A 19,071-nucleotide genomic window follows, 5' to 3' on the forward strand; every position below is an offset into this window, starting at 1 on the left:
GATTTAATAATAAAAAATTATGCTTGATACCAAATGGCTGCGCCAGTTCTGTACCGTGGCCCGTACCGGCGGCATAACCCGGGCGGCAGAGCAACTGCACCTGGCCCAGCCGGCAGTCACCATGACCATCAAGAAACTGGAACAGCAGCTGGGGGTGGCCCTGTTCGAGCGCAAACAGGGCAGGATGCAACTGACCACCGAGGGCGAGCGGCTTTACCAGCATGCCGAGCGGATACTGGCGGCCCTCGCCCTGGCGGAGCAGGACATGGCGGCGCTGCACGACCTCAATACCGGCGAGGTCAGCATCGGTATTCCCAGCATGCTCGGCTCCTTTTACTTCCCGCCGTTGCTGATGGCCTTCAAGCACCGTTATCCCGGCCTGACCCTGCGCATCGAGGAAGCCGGCACCCAGGATTTGCTGGAGCGCCTGTGCCAGGGCCGGCTTGGCCTCGGCATTGTGCTGACGTCCTCGCTGCCGCCCGGCCTCACCGGCCTGCCGCTGCTGCGTGAGGAGATGGTCGCCGTGGTCGCCCGGGATCATCCCCTCGCCGGGCTCGGCGCACTCGATACCGGCACCTTCCTGTCCCAGGAGCTGGCGGTATTTCGCCACGGCTTCTTTCACCGGGAATATATCGAGGCGCTGGCCAGGCAAAGCGGCCTCAGCCCCAACATCGGCTTTGAAAGCAATCTCATTCCCCTGCTCAAGGCCGTGGTGCGCCAGGGTTTTGCGGTGACCACGTTTCTGCGCATGGTGATCCGCGACGAGCCCGACCTGATCCCTATCTCATTCGCCGAGCCCTACTTTCTCGATCTCTGCCTGGCCTGGCCCCGGGAGCGGCGGCTGTCCCGGGCCGAACAGGCCTTTATCGACTTTTTGCGCCGCCACCACGGCGAGGCTTTACAGTCGCCGCCAAAAGACGTTATAACATAACAAAAACCAATTCAATGGGAGCCTTCCATGAAACCTGTTCTTTCCGCCCTGCCCCTGGTACTGCTGTCTCCGGCCCTCACGGCCCAGCCCGGACTGGGCGTGCATGAGCACGGCGTTGGCCGGCTCAGCCTGGCCCTGCAGGAGCAACACCTGGTGCTGGAGCTGATGGCCCCCGCCGCCGACATAGTGGGGTTTGAATATCATCCCGTGACCGACGAGGAACAGGCCCGCTACCGGGCCGGGCTGGAGCGCCTCCAGCAGGCCGATGCCCTGTTCACCCTGCCCGCCGCCGCCGGCTGCCGGCTGGAGCGGGTCGCGCTGGCCGAGCAGGAGCCACACTCCGAACATGAACATGAACATGAACATGAACATGAACATGAACATGAACATGAACATGATAACGGCGAGGGTGACGAACACCAGGCCGGCCACAACGATATCCTGGTCCACTACGCCTACCATTGCGAGCAGCCCCAGGCCCTGCAGCGGCTGGATTTGGCCCTGTTCGAGACTTTTTCGAGCTTCCATCGCATCAAGCTGCAGGCTATCCTGCCTACCGGCCAGTTGGCCGCCACCTTGACCCCGGAACAACCCCAGGCCCACTGGTAACCATGAGCCCACTTCTTCGCATCGATACACTGGAATTCGCCTGGCCGGGCCGGCCGCCCCTGCTGCGCCTGCCGCGGCTGGAGCTGGAGGCCGGCGGCAGGCTGTTCATCAAGGGCCCGAGCGGCAGCGGAAAAAGTACCCTGCTCGGCCTGCTGGCCGGTATCCAGCTGCCCAGCCAGGGCCGGATCGAGATCCTCGGCCAGGACCTGTCGCGCCTGTCCGGTCGCGCCCGGGATCGCTTTCGTGCCGATCACCTCGGCTATATCTTCCAGCAGTTCAACCTGCTGCCCTTCCTGTCGGTACGCGATAACGTCACCTCGGCACTGATTTTTTCCCGCCATAAACGGCGCCGGCTGCAGGCCGGCGCCGAGCGGGAGGCCGCCCGCCTGCTTGAGGGGCTGCAACTGCCCGCCACCCTCTGGCAACAGCCGGTGCACCAGCTCAGTATCGGTCAGCAGCAGCGGGTGGCGGCGGCGCGCGCGCTGATCGGCCGCCCCGAGCTGGTGATTGCCGACGAGCCCACCTCGGCGCTCGACGCCGACAACCGGGCGGCCTTTATCGAGTTGCTGTTCGGCGAGTGCGATCGCCAGGGCAGCGGCCTGGTGTTCGTCAGTCACGACCCCGGGCTGGAGCCGCTGTTTCCCCGGGTGCTGTCCCTGCCCCAACTGAACGAGGTACCGCCATGTTGAGCCTGGCCCTGAGAAGCCTGTGGGCTCGCCGCCTGACCGCCGGCCTGACGGTAGCGGCCATCGCCATCAGCGTGCTGCTGCTGGTGGGGGTGGAAAAAATCAGGGTCGAACTCAAGGACAGCTTCGCCCGCACCATTTCCGGCACCGACCTTATCGTCGGCGCCCGCTCCGGGCAGGTCAACCTGCTGCTCTATTCGGTGTTCCGCCTGGGCAACCCCACCAACAACATCAGTTGGGAGTCCTATCAGCGTATCCGCGAGCAGTCGGGTGTCGCCTGGACCATTCCCCTCTCCCTGGGCGACTCCCACCAGGGTTTCAGGGTGCTCGGCACCAATGAGGACTATTTCCGCCACTACGCCTACGGTCGACAGCAGCCCCTTGTCCTGGCCGAGGGACGGCCCTTCGCCGATACCTTCGAGGCGGTGATCGGCGCCGAGGTGGCCCGCCGCCTGGGTTACCGGCCGGGGGACAAGCTGGTGATCGCCCATGGCGCCGGCAACACCTCCTTCAGCCTGCACGAAGACCTGCCCTTTACCCTGGTGGGCATACTGGCGCCCACTGGCACCCCGGTGGACCGCACCGTCCATGTGCGTCTGGACGGCCTGGAAGCCATTCACCTGGGCTGGCAGAGCGGCCGGCGCACCCGTGAACTGACCCGGGAAGACGCCCTCGCCGCCGACCTGACGCCCGCCGCCCTGACCGCCTTTCTGGTGGGGCTGGAAAACAAAGTGCAGACCTTTCAGTTGCAACGGGCCATCAACCAGTACCGGGGCGAACCCCTGTCCGCCATCCTGCCTGGTACCGCCCTGCACGAGCTGTGGAGCCTGATGAGCCTGGCGGAAAAGGCCATGGCCTTTATCGCCCTGTTCGTGGTGGTGGCGGGCCTGCTCGGCATGCTCACCACCCTGCTCGCCGGCCTGTCGGCCCGGCGGCGGGAACTGGCCATACTGCGCTCCCTCGGGGCCGGGCCGCGCCACCTGTTTGCCCTGCTGGCGATGGAGGCGGCCACCCTCACCGCCCTGGGGATGTTCTTTGGCCTGTTGCTGTTGTATCTTGCCCTCACCCTGGCGGCTCCCCTGGTGCAGGCCGGTTACGGACTGCAGCTTTATCCCGGGCTGCCCACGGCGGGCGAATGGCGCCTGCTCGGCCTGATTTGGCTGGCGGGGCTGCTGATAGGCCTGTTGCCGGCGGCCCAGGCCTATCGCTACTCGGTCAACGATGGAATGAGTATCAAACAGTGAACAAATTGATGATGTTGCTGGCGGGCCTGCTCCTGCTGTCGGCCCCGACCCGGGCCGATGAATTCACCCTGCTGGAATGGGACGATCTGATCCCCCTGGAAGAACGGCTCAACCCGCCCCCCTTCCCGGAGGTGGACCACGAGGATGAATTCGCCATCCCGCCCCAGCCGGTAGGCCAGGTGGTGGATTCGCTCAACGGCAAAAAGGTGCGGCTGCCGGGGTTCGTGGTGCCGCTGGAAGGCGACAGTGAAGAGATCACCACCTTTTTCCTGGTGCCCTACTTCGGCGCCTGCATCCATGTCCCGCCGCCGCCCACCAACCAGATTGTCTATGTAGACTACCCCAAGGGCGCCCGGGTGGACGATCTGTGGGACGCGGTCTGGGTGTCGGGCACCCTCAGCACCGTCAGCGCCAGCCACGACATCGCCAACGCCTCCTATTCCCTCGAAGGGGTGAGTGTCGAACCCTACGATCTCTGAATCTCCTGCTCAAGCCGCCGGCGCAGCCGCGCCGGCGACAGGGGTTGCATAATCAGTTTCCGTCCCAGCAACAAGGCCCGCTCCCGGCAGTGCCGCCACAGGGCAAACACCTCATTGAGCAGGCTATCCCGCCACAGCCATTCCGCCATGGGGCGCAACCCTTGCGCAATCCGGTTGCAGGAATGATCCCGGTAGGGATGCTCGAAAAACACCGCCTCGGTGGCGGCGCACAGCTCGGGATTGCCAAACCGGGCCAGGGCGGCCCGCTTGCGCGGCGAGGACAGATGAAAATCGCTGCCGTGATAATGCACCTGGGCCAGGTAATCCCCCAGCCTGGCCGCCGCCCCGGCGGGGGCAAAGCCGTCTATCAATGTCCTCCGCCACAGCGCCATGGCGGACAAGTCCTCCAGCAGCAATACCGACTGTTCGGCGTCGTGATGCAGCAGCGCCACCCTGTATTCGGGACAATGTTCGCCGTGGCAGCGCAGCACCTGGGCCTCAATCCGGACCCTGTCACGGGTCAGGGGCCAGGATTCGCCCACACTGCGGATGTAGGGCAGCGCCTGCTTGACGATAACGCCCCGTCCGCTGTCCTCGTCCACCACTCGGAATACCCGGTTGAGGTTGCCATCACCCACTTCGGCAACCGACAGCCGGGCGTAGTCGAGGGCATGCTCGGGGCTGAAGATATGGTAATGGCTCATGGACGGCCTCGGTGAGAGCGATATCGGCGGGCGGCGGGGCGGCAAAACCTGACAGCGCGCCGAGAAGCTGGAAACCCAGCCCGCCCATCCCCGCATCCTGCTCACCGTACCGGGCATCGGCTACCGGCTGGTACTGCCCTGCTCCCCAACACGCCACAAGCCCGCACCAGGCGGGCTTGTGGCGTGAACCTTAAACAGCCTTATTCCGAGGCCGCAATCAGGCTGGCGTTACCGCCGGCGGCGGTGGTGTCGATGCACAGGTGGCGTTCGATCACGAAGCGCTCGGGCAGCGCCTGCTCGGTAATGAGCGGCAGCAGGGCTCCGTCGCGGCGCGCCAGGGCCAGCCGGTACTGGCGCAGGGTGGCGGTGTCGGCATAGCTTGCCACCGCCTCGAAGCCAGTGAGGGTCTCGAGGGCGGCGGGTTGCAGCAGGCCGTCCAGGCCGATGGCCGGAATGCCGGCCGCCCCGGCGCCTGCCAGCACCGCGCTCGCCCCGGGCGCCACCACCACCACGGCATTGCCCTGGGACAGGGCGGTGCCGGCCTGCTGCATGGCCGAGGCCAGATCCGGCCCCAGGCAGAGCAGGGTGCCGCGGGCAAAGCAGCGCAGCCGGTTGAGCTCGCCGGTCGGGCCCGGCATCTCTTCCGCCGTGGCGTCCAGCGCCGCCGGCACGGTACCGAAGATGGGCGCCAGCCGCTCGGCCCGGTGCTGGGCGCGGGCCCAGTCCTTGCCGTCCAGCCGGCCGATGGCCTCCTGCACCTGGGCCGCCGTTACCGCGGCCGCCGCCGCCGGCACGCCCGCCCCGGTGTCCACCTTCATAAAGCGGCGCACATACTGGGGACCGCCCGCCTTGGGACCGGTGCCCGAGAGCCCTTCGCCGCCGAAGGGCTGGGAGCCGACGATGGCGCCGATCTGGTTGCGGTTGACGTAGATATTGCCGACCTTGACCCGGTTGACGATGCGCTCCACCCGCTTGTCGACCCGGGTATGCAGGCCGAAGGTCAGGCCGAAGCCCTGGGCGTTGATCCGGTCCACCACCTGGTCGAGCTCATGAGCCTCGAAGGTGGCCACGTGCAGCACGGGCCCGAAGATCTCCTCCTCCAGCTCGTGGATGCCCTCGAGCTTGATCACCGTCGGCGCCACGAACAGCCCCTCGGCGGGCACCGGCAGCTGCTTGAGCACCCGCCCCCGGCGCGCGAACTTTTCGCAATGCGCCTCGATGCCGCGCTTGGCGTTCTCGTCGATCACCGGGCCCACGTCGGTGTCGAGCTGCCAGGGGTTGCCCAGGCGCAGCTCGTCCATGGCGCCGAACAGCATCTCCAGCAGGTGATCGGCGATGTCCTTCTGCACATAGAGCATGCGCAGGGCGGAGCAGCGCTGGCCGGCGCTCTGGAAGGAAGAGGCCAGCACGTCGCGCACCACCTGCTCCGGCAGCGCGGTGGAGTCCACTATCATGGCGTTGAGGCCGCCGGTTTCCGCCACCAGGGGCGCGTCCGGCGCCATGGACTCGGCCATCACCTTGTTGATGCGCTGGGCGGTGGCGGTGGAGCCGGTAAAACAGACGCCGTCGATGCGCGGGTCCGAGGTCAGCGCCGCGCCCACGGTGCTGCCGCTGCCGGGCAGCAGCTGGATGGCCTCCCGGGGAATGCCGGCCTCGTGCATCAGCTCGACCGCCCGGGTGGCGATCAGCGCAGTCTGGCCGGCGGGCTTGGCGATGACGGCGTTGCCCGCCGCCAGCCCCGCCAGCACCTGGCCGGCGAAGATGGCCAGGGGGAAGTTCCAGGGCGAGATACAGGCGATCACCCCCCGGCCGGCGCCGACGTCCTGGTTGCGCTCGGCTTCGTTCGGGTAGTAGCGGGCGAAGTCGACCGCCTCGCGGATTTCGGCAACCCCATCCAGCAGGGTCTTGCCCGCCTCCCGGGTGGCCAGGGCGAACAGCTCGGCGGCGTGTTCCTCGAACAGGTCGGCCACCCGGCGGATGCGCGCACAGCGCTCGGCCACCGGCAGGGCGGACCAGAGCTCGAACCCGGTGCGGGCGGCGGCGATGGCGGTGTCGATATCCTCGGCCGAGGCCTGGACCACCTGGCCCACCAGATCGGACGGCACCGCCGGGTTGCGCACTTCCTCTGTCAGGGTGCTGCTCACCGGGCCGGCGATCACCGGGCCGCCGGCCCACTGGTGGTGCTGGTAAGGCGCGCGGGCGGCGTCGATCTCCGCCACCTCCACCGGGTTGGTGATGTCCCAGCCCCGGGCGTTGCGGCGTTTGGCACCATAGAGATCGGCCGGGCGCGCTATGGTCTTGCTCGACACCTGGTCGCCCATGGCCGCCACCGCATCGAAGGGATCCCGGGCGATATCCTCGGGCTGGATGCGGGTGTCGACAATCTGGTTGACGAAGGAGCTGTTGGCGCCGTTTTCCAGCAGGCGGCGCACCAGGTAGGCCAGCAGATCCTGGTGGGCGCCCACCGGCGCATAGATGCGGCAGCGGGTGCCCTGCTTGGTGAGCAAGGCGTCGTGCAGGGACTCGCCCATGCCGTGCAGGCGCTGGAACTCGAAGCAGTCGCGGCCCTGGGCCAGCTCGAGGATGGCCGACACCGAGTGGGCGTTGTGGGTGGCGAACTGGGGATAGATGCGGTCGGTCATGCCCAGCAGCTTCTTGGCGCAGGCGATATAGGACAGATCGCTGTTGACCTTGCGGGTGAACACCGGAAAGTCCGCCAGCCCCATCACCTGGGCGCGCTTGATCTCCGCATCCCAGTAGGCGCCTTTCACCAGCCGCACCATGATGCGCCGGTCGAGCTTGTCGGCCAGGGCGTACAGCCAGTCGAGCACGTGGGCGGCCCGCTTGCCGAAGGCCTGCACCACGATGCCGAAGCCGTCCCAGTCCGCCAGGGCGGGATCGGACAGCACCGCTTCGATCACGTCCAGGGACAGGTCCAGGCGATCCGCTTCCTCCGCGTCGATGTTGAAGCCCATGTTGGCGGCCTTGGCCTGTTTGGCCAGCTCCAGGGTGCGGGGCACCAGCTCGTTCATCACCCGTGCTTTCTGGCCGAACTCGTAGCGGGCGTGCAGCGCCGACAGCTTGACCGAAATGCCCGGGTTCTGGCGGATGTCCGGGTGCCGACAGTGGGGCGCCAGGGCGGCGATGGCGGCCGAGTAGGCCTTGTGGTAGCGCAGGGCGTCGGCGTCGGTACGGGCAGCCTCGCCCAGCATGTCGTAGGAATAGGTGTAACCCCGCTCCTCGTATTTTTTGGCGCGCTTGAGCGCCTCCTCGATGTTGCGGCCCAGCACGAACTGGCGCCCCATCTCCTTCATCGCCTGGCCGACGGCGGTGCGCACCACCGGCTCGCCCAGGCGCTTGATCATGGCACGCAGGGTGGTGGCCAGGCCCTGGCGGTCCACCGGCGACAGCAGCTTGCCGGTGACCAGCAGCGCCCAGGTGGAGCTGTTGATCAGCGAGGAGCTGGAGCGGCCGCGGTGCTCACCCCAGTTGCCGGATGAAATCTTGTCTTCGATCAGCTCGTCGATGGTGCTCTTGTCCGGCACCCGCAGCAGCGCCTCGGCCAGGCACATCAGCGCCACGCCTTCCTTGGTGGTGAGGCCGTACTGGGCCAGGAACTTTTCCATCATGGTCGGGGTGGAACTGGCGCGCACCTGGCGCACCAGCTCGGCGGCCCGGGCCGACATGCGGGCGCGAACGTCGGCAGACACCTGGGCATTGGCCGCCAGGGCCTTGACCACCCCGGCTTCGTCCGCCAGGTAATGACTCCGAACCTGCTCCCGGCAAGCCGCCAGCGACAGTGCATGATCTTTCATCCGACCTTCTCCTCGGTGTGTACGATGTTGTTGGCATCATGCTAACCGAAAGTGAATACCCATTTTTCCTATATAACCCTCTTTAACTTCACTTATGGACTTTTTATTGGCATTTGTTTTTAATCTTTAACCACAAAAAATGGTAAAAATAGCCATATCGACCAATCACCGGTTTTTGGCCGGGAACAGGGCGCGCAACGCCATGGGCACCTTGAACAAATAGGGAGGAGAACAATGGGACAACTGGACAGGGCGGACCTGCAGATCATCCAGGAGCTGCGCGAAAACGCCCGCATCACCCTCACCGAGCTGGCCGCCCGGGTCGGGCTGTCGAAAACCCCCTGCCAGCTGCGCATGCGCCGGCTGGAGGAGCAGGGCTACATCACCGGCTACACCGCCCTGGTGGATCAAAGCAAGCTGGGGCTCAGCCATATCTCCTTCGTGCAGATCACCCTGAACGACACCAGCAGCAAGGCCCTTACCGCCTTCAACAAGGCGGCGCTCAAAATAGCGGAAGTGGAGCAGTGCCATATGATCGCCGGCGGCTTCGACTACCTGCTGAAGATCCGCACCAAGGACATGGCCTCCTACCGCATGGTGCTGGGCGAAAAGATCTCCGCCCTGCCCCATGTGCTGCAAACCAGCACCTTCGTGGTAATGGAAAACGTGCGGGATATCGGGCTGTAGGACACCGAACAGCGTAACAGTTGATCTGCATGATGCTTCTTGGGGCGCAGGCGGGCCGCCTGCGCCCCACCAGCAAGGCGCACATCTGCTAACGGCATGTGCTGCTGCCCTTCGATATCAGCACCTCGGAGAGCGCCGTGCTCTAAACCTCCCGCCCGGGGACCGTCCGGTTAATAGAGAAAGCATCCCGCCTGGCCAGGCGGAATGCGTGAATCACTTGCTGATGGCGCCGTGACGGTACATGCCCAAAGCGGTTGTAGCGGCTTACTGCTGGATCTGCGCCAGGGTCAGTCCATTTTCCGTCCAGAAGCGGGCCGCGCCTTCATGGACCTTGTTCACCACGCCATTCAGCCCGGACGCCATGGTCATGGCCCTGGCGGCGTCATGCACCCGGTGCAGGTATGCCAGGCCTTCCGGCGAGTAGATGCTGCCCGTCAGCTGGTAAACCCTGTCCTTGTCCATATGAGGGCCGGCTACCCAAAGGGCGGAGTCCTGGATGGTGACCACGTCGTAATCCACGCCCGGGTAGGTACCGGCGGGGATGATCACGGTGGCGTAGTAGGGATGATCATCGAACAGGGTGCCTTGTTCGGCGGCCTCGTTCAGCTGCAGCAGGCGGATCCTGTTGCCGTTGGCGGCCTGATTGACAGACTCGTTGGGAAAGCCGGCGAACACCCAGAGGGCATCGAGCCGGCCTTCTCCCAAGGCGGCGGCGCCCTGGTTGTTGCCGATATATTGGGGCTCAATCTTGTCCCACAGTCCCACCCCCTCGAAGAAGCGCCGGGCGGAGGCGGCAGCTCCGGAGCCAACCTCCCCCACGGCCACTTTCTTGCCGGCCAGTTGGGTTACGCCGGTGATGCCGGAGCCCTCCAGCACGATCAGGTGGGCCGGGGCACCGTACAGGTAGGCGACGGCCCGGACGTTGCGGTAGCGGCGGGGGTCGTTGTCCAGCTTGCCCTGCAGGCCAAGATAGACATCGCCGGCATAGACGATGCCGAAGTCGGCGTCCCCGGCATCGACCCGGCGCAGGTTTTCCACCGAGCCGGCGGAGGCCAGGCTGGACAGGTCCACCCCCTCCATGGAGCTCGACAGCCGGCTGGCGAGGCCCTCGGAGAAGGACTGGAAAGTACTGCCGTCGGGGCCGCCGGAGAAGGTCAGGGGCTCGGCCGCGACCGGGGCGTTCATGCCGACGGCCGCCAGGGCGGCCAGGATCAGGGAGGCCAGCGCCCTGAAGGGGTTGAACCGTTGCGTCAGCGTCATGGTGATTTCCTTATTTATGATGGGGCGGGGTCCCGTATCCGTCAGGCGCCAATTCCGCGCCGGAGCGCGGCGGCCGGAGCCGGCGTCGACCGGACTTCCACCACCGACATACCGAGCCCCCGCCACAGCATGCCTGCCCGGTCCGTCCGGTCGCCACCCTTGTCTCCCGCCGCCGCGCTCCGGCCCTTTGGCCTGCCCGGATACCGGGCCCCATGGCGTGTTGCGGCTTATTTGATGAAGCGGACCTGCTCGTAGATTTTTTCCAGCACCGGTTTTTTCTTCTCGTTAAAGCGGGCCTTGTTCTGCTCGAAGATGTTATTGCCCTTGGTGTCGATGGAGATGATCAGCGGGCCGAATTCCTTGACACGATTGACCCACAGCGTTTCCGGCATGCCCAGATCCTGCCATTCAGCACGCTCTATGGCCTCGACCTTGGTGGCCGCCACCACGGCGCAGCCGCCGGGGAACACCGCGTGCACCGCCTTGTGCTCGAGGCAGCCCTGGGCCGTCTCCTCGCCCATGCCGCCCTTGCCGACAATCAGCTTGACGCCGGTCTGCTCGATAAAGGCCTTCTCGAACTTCTCCATGCGCATGCTGGTGGTGGGGCCGATGGACACCATCTCGAAGCCGCCGTCTTCTTTTTCCCGGACGATGGGGCCGGCATGGAAAATGGCGCCGCCCTTCAGATCGACCGGCAGCTCGCGCTTGAGCTCGATCAGCCGCCGGTGCGCCACATCACGGCAGGTGACCAACTGCCCGGTCAGGTACACCACGTCGCCCACGTTGAGGGACTCGAGATCTTCGTCTCTGATGGGGGTAGTCAGTACTTTTTTCATAACACAACTCCTTGATGTGACAAGACTTCATACGACAGGTCGGCATTGAAGCGGATGGTGCCGCGGCGGTGCGCCCAGCAGCCGGTGGACACCGCCACCCCGATGGTGGAAGGATGACGAGCGGAGGACTCGATATTGACCCCCATGACGCTGGTGTTGCCGGTCAGGCCCTGGGGACCGATGCCGATCTCGTTGAGGCCGTCGGTCAGCAACTCTTCCATCAGGGCGGCGTTGTCGTTGGCGTTCTTGCTGCCCACCGGACGCAGTATGGCCTTCTTGGACAGCCGCGCCGCCGTTTCCACCGAGGTGGACACCCCGACGCCGACCAGCAAGGGCGGGCAGGCATTGATGCCGCGGGAGGTGATCACATCGAACACGAACTCGGCCACGCCTTCATATCCCTGACCGGGCATCAATACCTTGGCGGAGCCGGGAAGGGTGCAGCCGCCGCCGGCCATATAGACTTCGATGGTGGCGCTGTCGTCGCCGGGGACGATATCCCAGTCCAGCCACGGGATCTTGGAGCCGGCGTTGGTGCCGGTATTCTTTTCGTCGAAGGTTTCCACCGCGTTGTGCCGCAGGGGGCCGATACGGGTGGCTTCAATGGTGGCATTGCGCAGTATTTCTTCCAGCTCGCCCAAATAGGGAAACTTGGCGCCGACGGTAAGAAAATATTGAATCACACCGGTATCCTGACAGCTGGGTCTATTCAGCTTGTCGGCGGCATCCTGGTTCTCCGCCATGGTATCGAAAATAGCGATAGCCAGCGGGTTGGTTTCTTTTTTTCTCAGCTCGGCCTGTTTTTCCTTTACATCCGTCGGCAGTCGCTTACCGATATAACTGGTAAACTTGGCGATGACATCGGTCAATTTACCTACGGCTTCGTCATGATTTAAGCTCATTACGGCTATCCTCTTCTTGTTCAGAAATCGGTATTTCCTGTCGGCTTGTCAAAAATAAAGACAAGAGGCACGTCATTTGAATTGGTTCCAGGTTAAAACCCGATGCGTTATTGCCGCATCCATTCAATATCCATGTGGTAAATCCCTTTTTTATGGAAGGGATGTTCATATGGTACAATTGCATTGTAAGCTGTTAATCAAATGTTGAGGTTGATTAGGGCTCACTTCATTCTTTCCTTGAGGTTAACAATGAACCAAGTTTCCGAGCTGGGCTTCTTCGTCCTGCTGGCCAAGGCCGGCAGTCTGGCCGCCGCCGCCCGGGAGATGAACGTCACTCCCTCCGCCGTGACCAAGCGGCTGTCGAGCCTGGAAGACCGGCTGGGGGTGCGGCTGCTGAACCGGACCACCCGCAGGATCAGCCTGACCAACGAAGGCGAGATCTACCTGCACCACGCCCAGCGGATACTGACGGACATCGCGGACATGGAAGGGCTGGTTGCCCACAGCCGCACCACCCCCAAGGGCTTGCTGCGCATCAATGCCCCGCTCGGCTTCGGCCGCTCCTACATCGCCCCGGTGGCGTCCGAATTCATGCAGCTTTATCCCGAGGTGGAAATACAGCTGACACTGACCGACAGGCCGATCAGCCTGCCCGACGAGGCCATCGACATCGCCATCCGCTTCGGCGAGATCCCCGACTCCCGGCTGTTCGCCAGAAAAATCGCTGCCAATCGCCGCTTGCTGTGCGCCGCCCCCGGCTATCTCAAGCGGCACGGTCGGCCGGCCACGGCCGCCGAGCTGTCCGGGCACCAGTGCATCGTGCTCCGGCAGAACGACGCTACCTACGGCCTGTGGCGCCTGTCCAAGGACGGCAAGACCGAAAACATCCGGGTCAGCGGCAAGGCCAGCACCAACGACGGCGAAGTGGCGCTCAAGTGGGCCCTGGACGGCCACGGGATCCTGATGCGGGCGGAATGGGATCTGGCCCGCTACCTGCGCAGCGGCAGGCTGGAGCTGGTGCTGGAGGACTACGCCACCCCGCCGGCGGACATTTACGCGGTTTACCTGGAAAAACTGAACATCTCGGCCAAGGTCGTGGCCTTTCTCGATTACTTGCAGGAATCCTTCCTGCCGGAAAGGCAGGAGCGGGATGACAACCCTTCCATCTGGTAGGCAACGAAAAAAGGGCGGCATCCCTTGCCGCCCTTCGTCATTTTATATCACCGCCCCGAGTCTCAGAGCATGCCGCCGAAGATAAGCGGCACCAGGTACGAGATGATGATCACCGAGAACACCACGCCGAGCAGGTTCAGCCATATCCCGGCCCTGACCATGGTACTGATCTTCAGGTAACCGGTCGCGAACACGATGGCGTTGGGCGGCGCGGCAACCGGCGACATAAAGGCGAAGGTCGCCCCCATGCAGGCCGCCACCATCAGGATGATGGGATCCATGCCCAGGGCGGCGGCCCCGGCGGCCACGATGGGATACACCATGGTGGCGGTGGCGGTGTTGGAGGTGAACTCGGTGAGCAGGGTGATCACTCCCACGATCAGTGCTATGGTCAGCCACAGCGGCACCTCGGTGAAGTTGACCAGTTGCCCGCCTATCCACTGATCCAGGCCGGAGCTGGTGATACCGCCGGCAATGGCCAGGCCGCCGCCGAACAGCCACAGTATTCCCCAGGGCAGCTTCTTCACCGTGTCCCAGTCCAGGATATTGCCGACGGCGTTCCTGGCCGGCAGGATAAACAGCACGAAGGCGCCGCACAGGGCGATGATGGTGTCGTCGATGCCAGGGATCAGGGCCTTGAGCACGAAGCTGCGGGTTATCCATGCCAGGGCGACCAGCGAGAACACCGCCAGCACCACGGCTTCCTCGAAGCTCATTTTGCCCAGTTCCTTCTTCTCCTTTTTAATCACTTCCACGCCACCGGGGAGATGCTTGACCTTCATCGGAAAGGCAATCTTGACCAGGTACAGCCAGATCAGCGGCACCAGGATGGCCACCAGCGGAATGCCGAACAGCAGCCACTGGGCAAAGGAGATCTCCACGTCGTACAGCTTCTTGACGGTGGCCGCCAGTATGGTGTTGGCGGGGGCGCCGATCAGGGTACCGAAACCACCGATGGTGGCCGCATAGGCGGTGCCCAGCATCATCGCCGTGCCGAAGGGAAAGTTGCCGGGCGTGGTGTCGGTTCCGGGGCTGTTTTTCTGGATAGAGTCGGCAATGTGTTTGGTGACCGCCAGGCTCATGGGCACCATCATCATGGTGGTGGCGGTGTTGGAAATCCACATCGACAGAAAGGCGGTGGCCGTCATGAACCCGAGGATAATCATGTTCGGGTTGGTGCCGATGAAGGAAATGATGCCGAGCGCGACCCGGCGGTGCAGGTTCCATTTTTCCATGGCCAGCGCCATCATGAAGCTGCCCACGAACAGGAAGATCAACGGATCGCCGTAGGAGGCGGACACCGCGCCCGTCTTCATCACGCCCATCAGCGGGAACAGGATCAGCGGCAGCAGGGAAGTGAGCGGAATGGGAATGGCTTCCGTTATCCACCAGGTCGCCACCCAAGCCACGATGGCCAATACCGCCACCGCCTCGGCCGACATGCCTGCCGGCGCGAAAAAGGCATTGATAATAAAGAACAGGGCCGGCCCCATCAGCAGCCCCATATATTGCGCGTTACTGTAACTCCTCAATCTTTTATTGTCCGCGGCCGAATCCTGATTACCCGGACTCAATCCCAGGGTGAGAATAAACCTCAGCGTTTTTTTGGCCTGATCGTTCCAAGCCCACATTTGATTCCAGAATGTCCTGACGGATGACATGGCCGATAACTCCCTTTTCTGTTTGGGCCGGTAAAAACCCTTTCAGCTATTTCCATTGGCATATAAATAGGGACGAGTCTATTTATTACATCCGGGGCGGATGCAATCATAATCCTTATATACCTTGCCTGGCGTTAACGTCAGGCATCAATTGCCACAACCCGTTAACGTGTTGTTAATATAACTCCCTGCAAGATGTAATGGATTAACGTGGATTCACTTCATTATTGAAATGAGCTCAATAATTCATGCCCGGCGATACCGTCATTCGCCGGGCAGGCTTTTTCGAAGGGAGATACCGTGGGCGGGCAGGCTCAGTCCCAGCGGACGACCTGTTTTCAGCCAGCATTTTTTTCATCGGCGCCGGGCTGTGCGGCAGCAGGCCCTTCCTCGAGGCCGAAGGGTTTGAAGATGGTGTTGGACACCGCCAGGATTGAGCTGTCGCTGCCCCGCTCATTGAGCAAAGTTATGCTCAAAAATCATTGAATCTGGCTTTTTGAGCGACATTTTGCTCAAGATGGCTCGAAAGCATCGTATCCCGACGTCCGCGGTGGCCCGTCTGGCGACAAGGGCCAAAGTGGGGGCAAAGCCGGCCACTCGCGATCCGGCGTCCTCAGTCACCCAGGTTTTCCGGGGTGAACAGGGTGAAGTCGATGCGGCCGCCGCCGGCGGGCGGGGTGGTCCGTTCCAGGTGGCAGATCAGCAGCTCCAGGGCGCGGAAGGCGTGCAGCTCCGGGTTTTGATCCAGGGTCAGGTGCATCTTGCCCTGGCGCAGCAGGGCCTGGGTGGTGGGGTGCAGCTCGTGGCCGATAAAAACGCAGCGCCCGGCCAGCTGCCGCCGCTCCAGCAGGCCGGCGATGATGCCGTTGCCGGGCCCGGTGTTGTACAGCCCGGCCACCTCCCCCGCCGCCAGCCGCTCCCGCACCAGGGATTCGATCAATTCGTTCTGCTCGCGCCCTTCCAGCACCCGGGGCTGTAACCGAGGGCTGGACCGGGCCAACCGCTCCAGGCAGCCGCGCACCCGCTCCCGGTGGGCGGTCAGCTCCAGCCGGCCGCACACCACCAGCACCTCCCCCGGCTCCCGGCACAGTTGCCCGAGCAGCCAGCCGGCGGTGCGCCCGGCGGCGTACTGATCGATGCCCACATGGCAGAGCGGATGGGTGTTGGGCAGCACGGTAGCCAGGGTGACCACCGGCACGCCGGCCTGGCCGGCGCGGTTGACCGCCGTCGCCACCGCCGGATGGGCGGGGCCGAACAGGACGATGCCGTCGCGCCGCGACGCCGCCTGCTCCAGCAGCCGGGCCAGCCGTTCCGGCTCCGGCTCGCGCACCAGGGTGCGGTGCAGCACCAGTTGACGCTTGCCGAGCACCTCGGCGGCGCGCACAAAGCCCTGCTCCAGCCGGCGGAAAAAGCTGGCGCCGTTGTCGCAGAGCACCACCTCCAGGTGGCGCAGCGGCTGCCAGGCGTCCGGCAGGGTGCGTTTCAGCCCCAGCTCCCGGGCCGCCCGCAATACCCGCTCGGCGGTGGCCGGGGTGACGTTGCCCCGCTCGTTCAGCACCCGGTCCACCGTGGCCCGGCCCACGCCCGCCCGTTCGGCGATCTCGACGATGGTGGTTTTTTTCACGCTGCTCCGCCTTGCATCAGGTTGTTGCCGCTAAGGCCGCCATTTCAGCACAAGGGGGGAACGAGTATCCAGTATTCCCCGTCATGCCCGCGCAGGCGCTGACCGGCATCCAGCACCGGCGCCACCTGCCAGGGTTGCCGCTACGCGGCAAAAGCAGGCGGGCCGCCTGCGCTCCAACGAGCCTAGAACGCCATATAGTTTAAAACTTAGGCTGTGTCTTGGGGCGCGGGCGGCCCGCCCGCATGAGGGTGGCACCGAGGTGGGGAAGGCACAGCCCAACCCGCGATGCCTGTTCTGACCCGCGCCTTTTTAAACCTGCGGTGTGGTAAGCCAACCCGAGGGTTCACGCTGCGCGTGAATGCAGGCGGGCCGCCTGCGCTCCAACGGGCCTAGGCTTGCGGCGCCACTTCCGCCCAGATGGTTTCGGCCAGTTGCTTGAGTTGCAGGGATTCGGCCCAGCGGTCGGTGATGTCCTGCCCGTCCGCGCCGGTGATGGCATAGGGACGGGTGCCCAGCTCGCAGGTGAAGGCCAGGCTGTCGCCGGGGGCGGCCCGCGCGCACCAGTTGGCAAAGCCCCAGTGCCACAGCCGGCGGTACTGCTCCAGCCAGGGTTGGTGCTGGGCAAAGCTTATCGGCAGCTGCACCTGCTCGCAGTTGGACACCCGGCCGTGGTAGGCGTGGCAGTGGCGCATGATCTCCCTGAGCTGTGCCTCGGCCTGGGGGTCGCCCTCCACCAGCGGCAACTCGTGCCCGGCCACGTAATGGGACAAGTCCCCCACCAGGCGGAGGCTCGGCAGCTCCTCCAGCAGCTCCAGGGTGAAGAACAGATCGTTGGTCAGCCGGTAGCGGTGGGTCTCCACCAGCACCGGAAAGTCCACCTGCTCCGCCAGCCGCTGCCAGCCCCGCAGCAGGGCCAGCGCCGCCTGCTTGTCGCGGGTGCGCACATCGGGCTGGATGGTGACGTGGTGGCAGCCGAACTCGGCCGCCAGCTCCAGGGTCGGCTGCAGCTCGTCCACGCTTTTAGGGAAACACTGGGCCTCGGCGGTCAGCCCCAGCGGCCGCAGCTCTGCGGTCAGCCGCCGCACGTGGCGGCGATCGGTAAAGTGGTCGGTCACCCCGGCAAAGCCGTGCTCGGCAATGCGCCGGACCGCCTCGGGCAGCGGCAGGGTGTCGCCGCCCGGCAGGATGTTTTCCATGGCCCACATGGATTGCAGGATCAACAGTTTCATGCGGCCTCCTCGGTGGTGGCGGACAACAGTTGCTTGAGCCTGACGCCGGGATCGGCGAGCAGCGCAGGATCGGGGCGGGCCCGCAGGTTGATCAGCCGCTCGGCCAGCTTGATGTCCTTGGCCACGGCGTTGCCGGGGCCGATGCCGCTCGCGGCCAGCAGGCGGCCGTCCTGATCCAGGTGGAACAGCAGCCGGGCCCGCTCGCCCAGCTCCCGGCACAGGGTGCGGCCGGCCAGATGGGGCAGGCCCACTATCTGCAGGCCCAGATCGAATTGATCCGACCAGAACCAGGGCGCCGGGGCGTAAGCGTGCCGGCCGCCCAGCATGTTGAGGGCGGCGGTTTCGCCCTGCTCCCGGGCGCAGCGCCAGGACTCCAGCCGCAGCCGCTGTTGCCGGTACAGGGCATGGGGAAAGGAGCAGCAGTCGCCGGCGGCGAAAATGGCCGGATCGCTGGTGCGAAGCTCGGCATCCACGGCGATGCCGTTGTCGAGCGCCAGCCCCGCGCCGGCGGCCAGCTGGGTGTTGGGCTCGGCGCCGATGCCGGCCACCAGCAGCTCGGCCTCGAGCTCGCGGCCGTCATTGAGCGTCAGCCGGGCGCCCTCGCCCCGGGGCTCGGCCCGCGCTATGCCCGCGCCCAGGTAAAGCGCCACGCCCCGCGCCCGGTGCTCCTCCTCGACGATGCGGGCCAGTTCCGCCGGCACCGCCCGCTGCAGCAGCCGGGGCTGGCTTTCGAGCAGGCTGACCCGCGCGCCCTTGCCGATCAGGGCGGCAGCCAGCTCCAGGCCGACGAAGCCGCCGCCGACGATGACCACCCTTTTGCCCGGGGCCACCCGGGCGAAGATGCGGCGGGCGTCGTCCAGGGTGCGCAGGGTCAGGGCCGCGTCCGCCGCCAGGCCGGGCAGCACCAGCCGCCGGGCACGGGCGCCGGTGGCCAGCAGCAGTTGCCGGTAGGGCAGGCGCTCGCCGTGCCGGGTAACCAGCTGGCGATGGGCCCGGTCGATATGTTCCACCCGTTCGCCCAGGCGCAGCTCGACCCGTTCCATGGCCACCAGGTCGCCGATGGCCACCGGCTCGCCGCCCCCGGCCTTGGACAGGGGCGGCCGTTCGTAGGGGGCGTGGGGCTCGTCGCCGAACAGGGTGATCGGCGTCCGGCAGCCCTGTTGGCGCAGGGTGAGGGCGGCGCGGATGCCGGCCTCGCCGACGCCGATGATGATGATGCGCTCGTCCATGC

Annotated in this window: 16 protein-coding genes; 7 read left to right on the plus strand and 9 right to left on the minus strand. The window is 65.1% G+C overall.

What is annotated here, in order from left to right:
• Positions 1-19: 19 nt before the first annotated feature.
• From C7I36_RS02250 to C7I36_RS02270, 5 genes are read left to right on the plus strand one after another with little or no spacing between them, the layout of a single operon-like run.
• A complete protein-coding gene (locus C7I36_RS02250; protein WP_106452120.1) occupies positions 20-931 on the plus strand; it encodes a LysR family transcriptional regulator in 912 nt (303 codons plus the stop codon).
• 27 nt (positions 932-958) lie between these two features.
• Positions 959-1,540, plus strand: a complete 582-nt coding sequence (locus C7I36_RS02255; protein ID WP_106452121.1) for a DUF2796 domain-containing protein — start codon at positions 959-961, stop codon at positions 1,538-1,540.
• Between the two features lie 2 nt (positions 1,541-1,542).
• Positions 1,543-2,229 (plus strand): ABC transporter ATP-binding protein, encoded by a 687-nt coding sequence (locus C7I36_RS02260; RefSeq protein WP_106452122.1) that lies wholly within the window; start codon positions 1,543-1,545, stop codon positions 2,227-2,229.
• Positions 2,223-3,470, plus strand: a complete 1,248-nt coding sequence (locus C7I36_RS02265) for an ABC transporter permease (RefSeq protein ID WP_106452123.1) — start codon at positions 2,223-2,225, stop codon at positions 3,468-3,470. The genes C7I36_RS02260 and C7I36_RS02265 overlap by 7 nt, the downstream gene beginning before the upstream one ends.
• A gap of 8 nt (positions 3,471-3,478) precedes the next feature.
• The gene (locus tag C7I36_RS02270) at positions 3,479-3,949 is read left to right on the plus strand and encodes a DUF3299 domain-containing protein (RefSeq protein ID WP_106452170.1); all 471 of its coding nucleotides are present in this window, start codon (positions 3,479-3,481) and stop codon (positions 3,947-3,949) included.
• Here C7I36_RS02270 and C7I36_RS02275 read toward each other — a convergent pair.
• Together C7I36_RS02275 and putA are read right to left on the minus strand one after the other, a co-directional pair.
• Positions 3,937-4,653 (minus strand): hypothetical protein, encoded by a 717-nt coding sequence (locus C7I36_RS02275; RefSeq protein WP_181256272.1) that lies wholly within the window; start codon positions 4,651-4,653, stop codon positions 3,937-3,939. The two genes, C7I36_RS02270 and C7I36_RS02275, sit on opposite strands and share 13 nt — an antisense overlap.
• Positions 4,654-4,853: 200 nt before the next feature.
• Complete coding sequence (putA, locus tag C7I36_RS02285; RefSeq protein WP_106452124.1) at positions 4,854-8,468, minus strand: bifunctional proline dehydrogenase/L-glutamate gamma-semialdehyde dehydrogenase PutA; 3,615 nt, start codon at positions 8,466-8,468, stop codon at positions 4,854-4,856.
• Between the two features lie 234 nt (positions 8,469-8,702).
• Between putA and C7I36_RS02290 the strand changes: the two genes are divergently transcribed.
• Complete coding sequence (locus C7I36_RS02290) at positions 8,703-9,155, plus strand: Lrp/AsnC ligand binding domain-containing protein (protein WP_094038454.1); 453 nt, start codon at positions 8,703-8,705, stop codon at positions 9,153-9,155.
• 264 nt (positions 9,156-9,419) lie between these two features.
• On the opposite strand, the gene C7I36_RS02295 is transcribed toward C7I36_RS02290, so the two are convergent.
• From C7I36_RS02295 to ttdA, 3 genes are all read right to left on the minus strand, one after another.
• Positions 9,420-10,415: a TAXI family TRAP transporter solute-binding subunit gene (locus tag C7I36_RS02295; protein WP_106452125.1), complete on the minus strand. Its 996-nt coding sequence runs from the start codon at positions 10,413-10,415 to the stop codon at positions 9,420-9,422.
• Positions 10,416-10,642: 227 nt separating this feature from the next.
• Positions 10,643-11,251 carry a L(+)-tartrate dehydratase subunit beta gene (ttdB, locus tag C7I36_RS02300; RefSeq protein WP_094038452.1) on the minus strand — a complete coding sequence of 203 codons (609 nt, stop codon included), beginning with the start codon at positions 11,249-11,251 and terminating at the stop codon, positions 10,643-10,645.
• Positions 11,248-12,153 (minus strand): L(+)-tartrate dehydratase subunit alpha, encoded by a 906-nt coding sequence (ttdA, locus tag C7I36_RS02305; RefSeq protein WP_094038451.1) that lies wholly within the window; start codon positions 12,151-12,153, stop codon positions 11,248-11,250. Before ttdA ends, ttdB begins: the two co-directional genes overlap by 4 nt.
• Positions 12,154-12,402: 249 nt before the next feature.
• Between ttdA and C7I36_RS02310 the strand changes: the two genes are divergently transcribed.
• The gene (locus C7I36_RS02310; protein WP_094038450.1) at positions 12,403-13,326 is read left to right on the plus strand and encodes a LysR family transcriptional regulator; all 924 of its coding nucleotides are present in this window, start codon (positions 12,403-12,405) and stop codon (positions 13,324-13,326) included.
• Between the two features lie 62 nt (positions 13,327-13,388).
• Here the strand turns inward: C7I36_RS02310 and C7I36_RS02315 are convergent, their stop codons facing one another.
• The 4 genes from C7I36_RS02315 to C7I36_RS02330 form a co-directional block, all read right to left on the minus strand.
• Positions 13,389-14,831 carry an SLC13 family permease gene (locus C7I36_RS02315; protein WP_219899578.1) on the minus strand — a complete coding sequence of 481 codons (1,443 nt, stop codon included), beginning with the start codon at positions 14,829-14,831 and terminating at the stop codon, positions 13,389-13,391.
• Positions 14,832-15,600: 769 nt separating this feature from the next.
• The gene (locus C7I36_RS02320; protein WP_106452127.1) at positions 15,601-16,611 is read right to left on the minus strand and encodes a LacI family DNA-binding transcriptional regulator; all 1,011 of its coding nucleotides are present in this window, start codon (positions 16,609-16,611) and stop codon (positions 15,601-15,603) included.
• Positions 16,612-17,000: 389 nt separating this feature from the next.
• Positions 17,001-17,840: a sugar phosphate isomerase/epimerase family protein gene (locus C7I36_RS02325; protein WP_106452128.1), complete on the minus strand. Its 840-nt coding sequence runs from the start codon at positions 17,838-17,840 to the stop codon at positions 17,001-17,003.
• A complete protein-coding gene (locus tag C7I36_RS02330; protein ID WP_106452129.1) occupies positions 17,837-19,069 on the minus strand; it encodes an NAD(P)/FAD-dependent oxidoreductase in 1,233 nt (410 codons plus the stop codon). Before C7I36_RS02330 ends, C7I36_RS02325 begins: the two co-directional genes overlap by 4 nt.
• Positions 19,070-19,071 lie beyond the last annotated feature (2 nt).

The sequence above is a fragment of the Zobellella taiwanensis genome, from assembly GCF_003012795.1.
Taxonomy (GTDB): domain Bacteria; phylum Pseudomonadota; class Gammaproteobacteria; order Enterobacterales; family Aeromonadaceae; genus Oceanimonas; species Oceanimonas taiwanensis.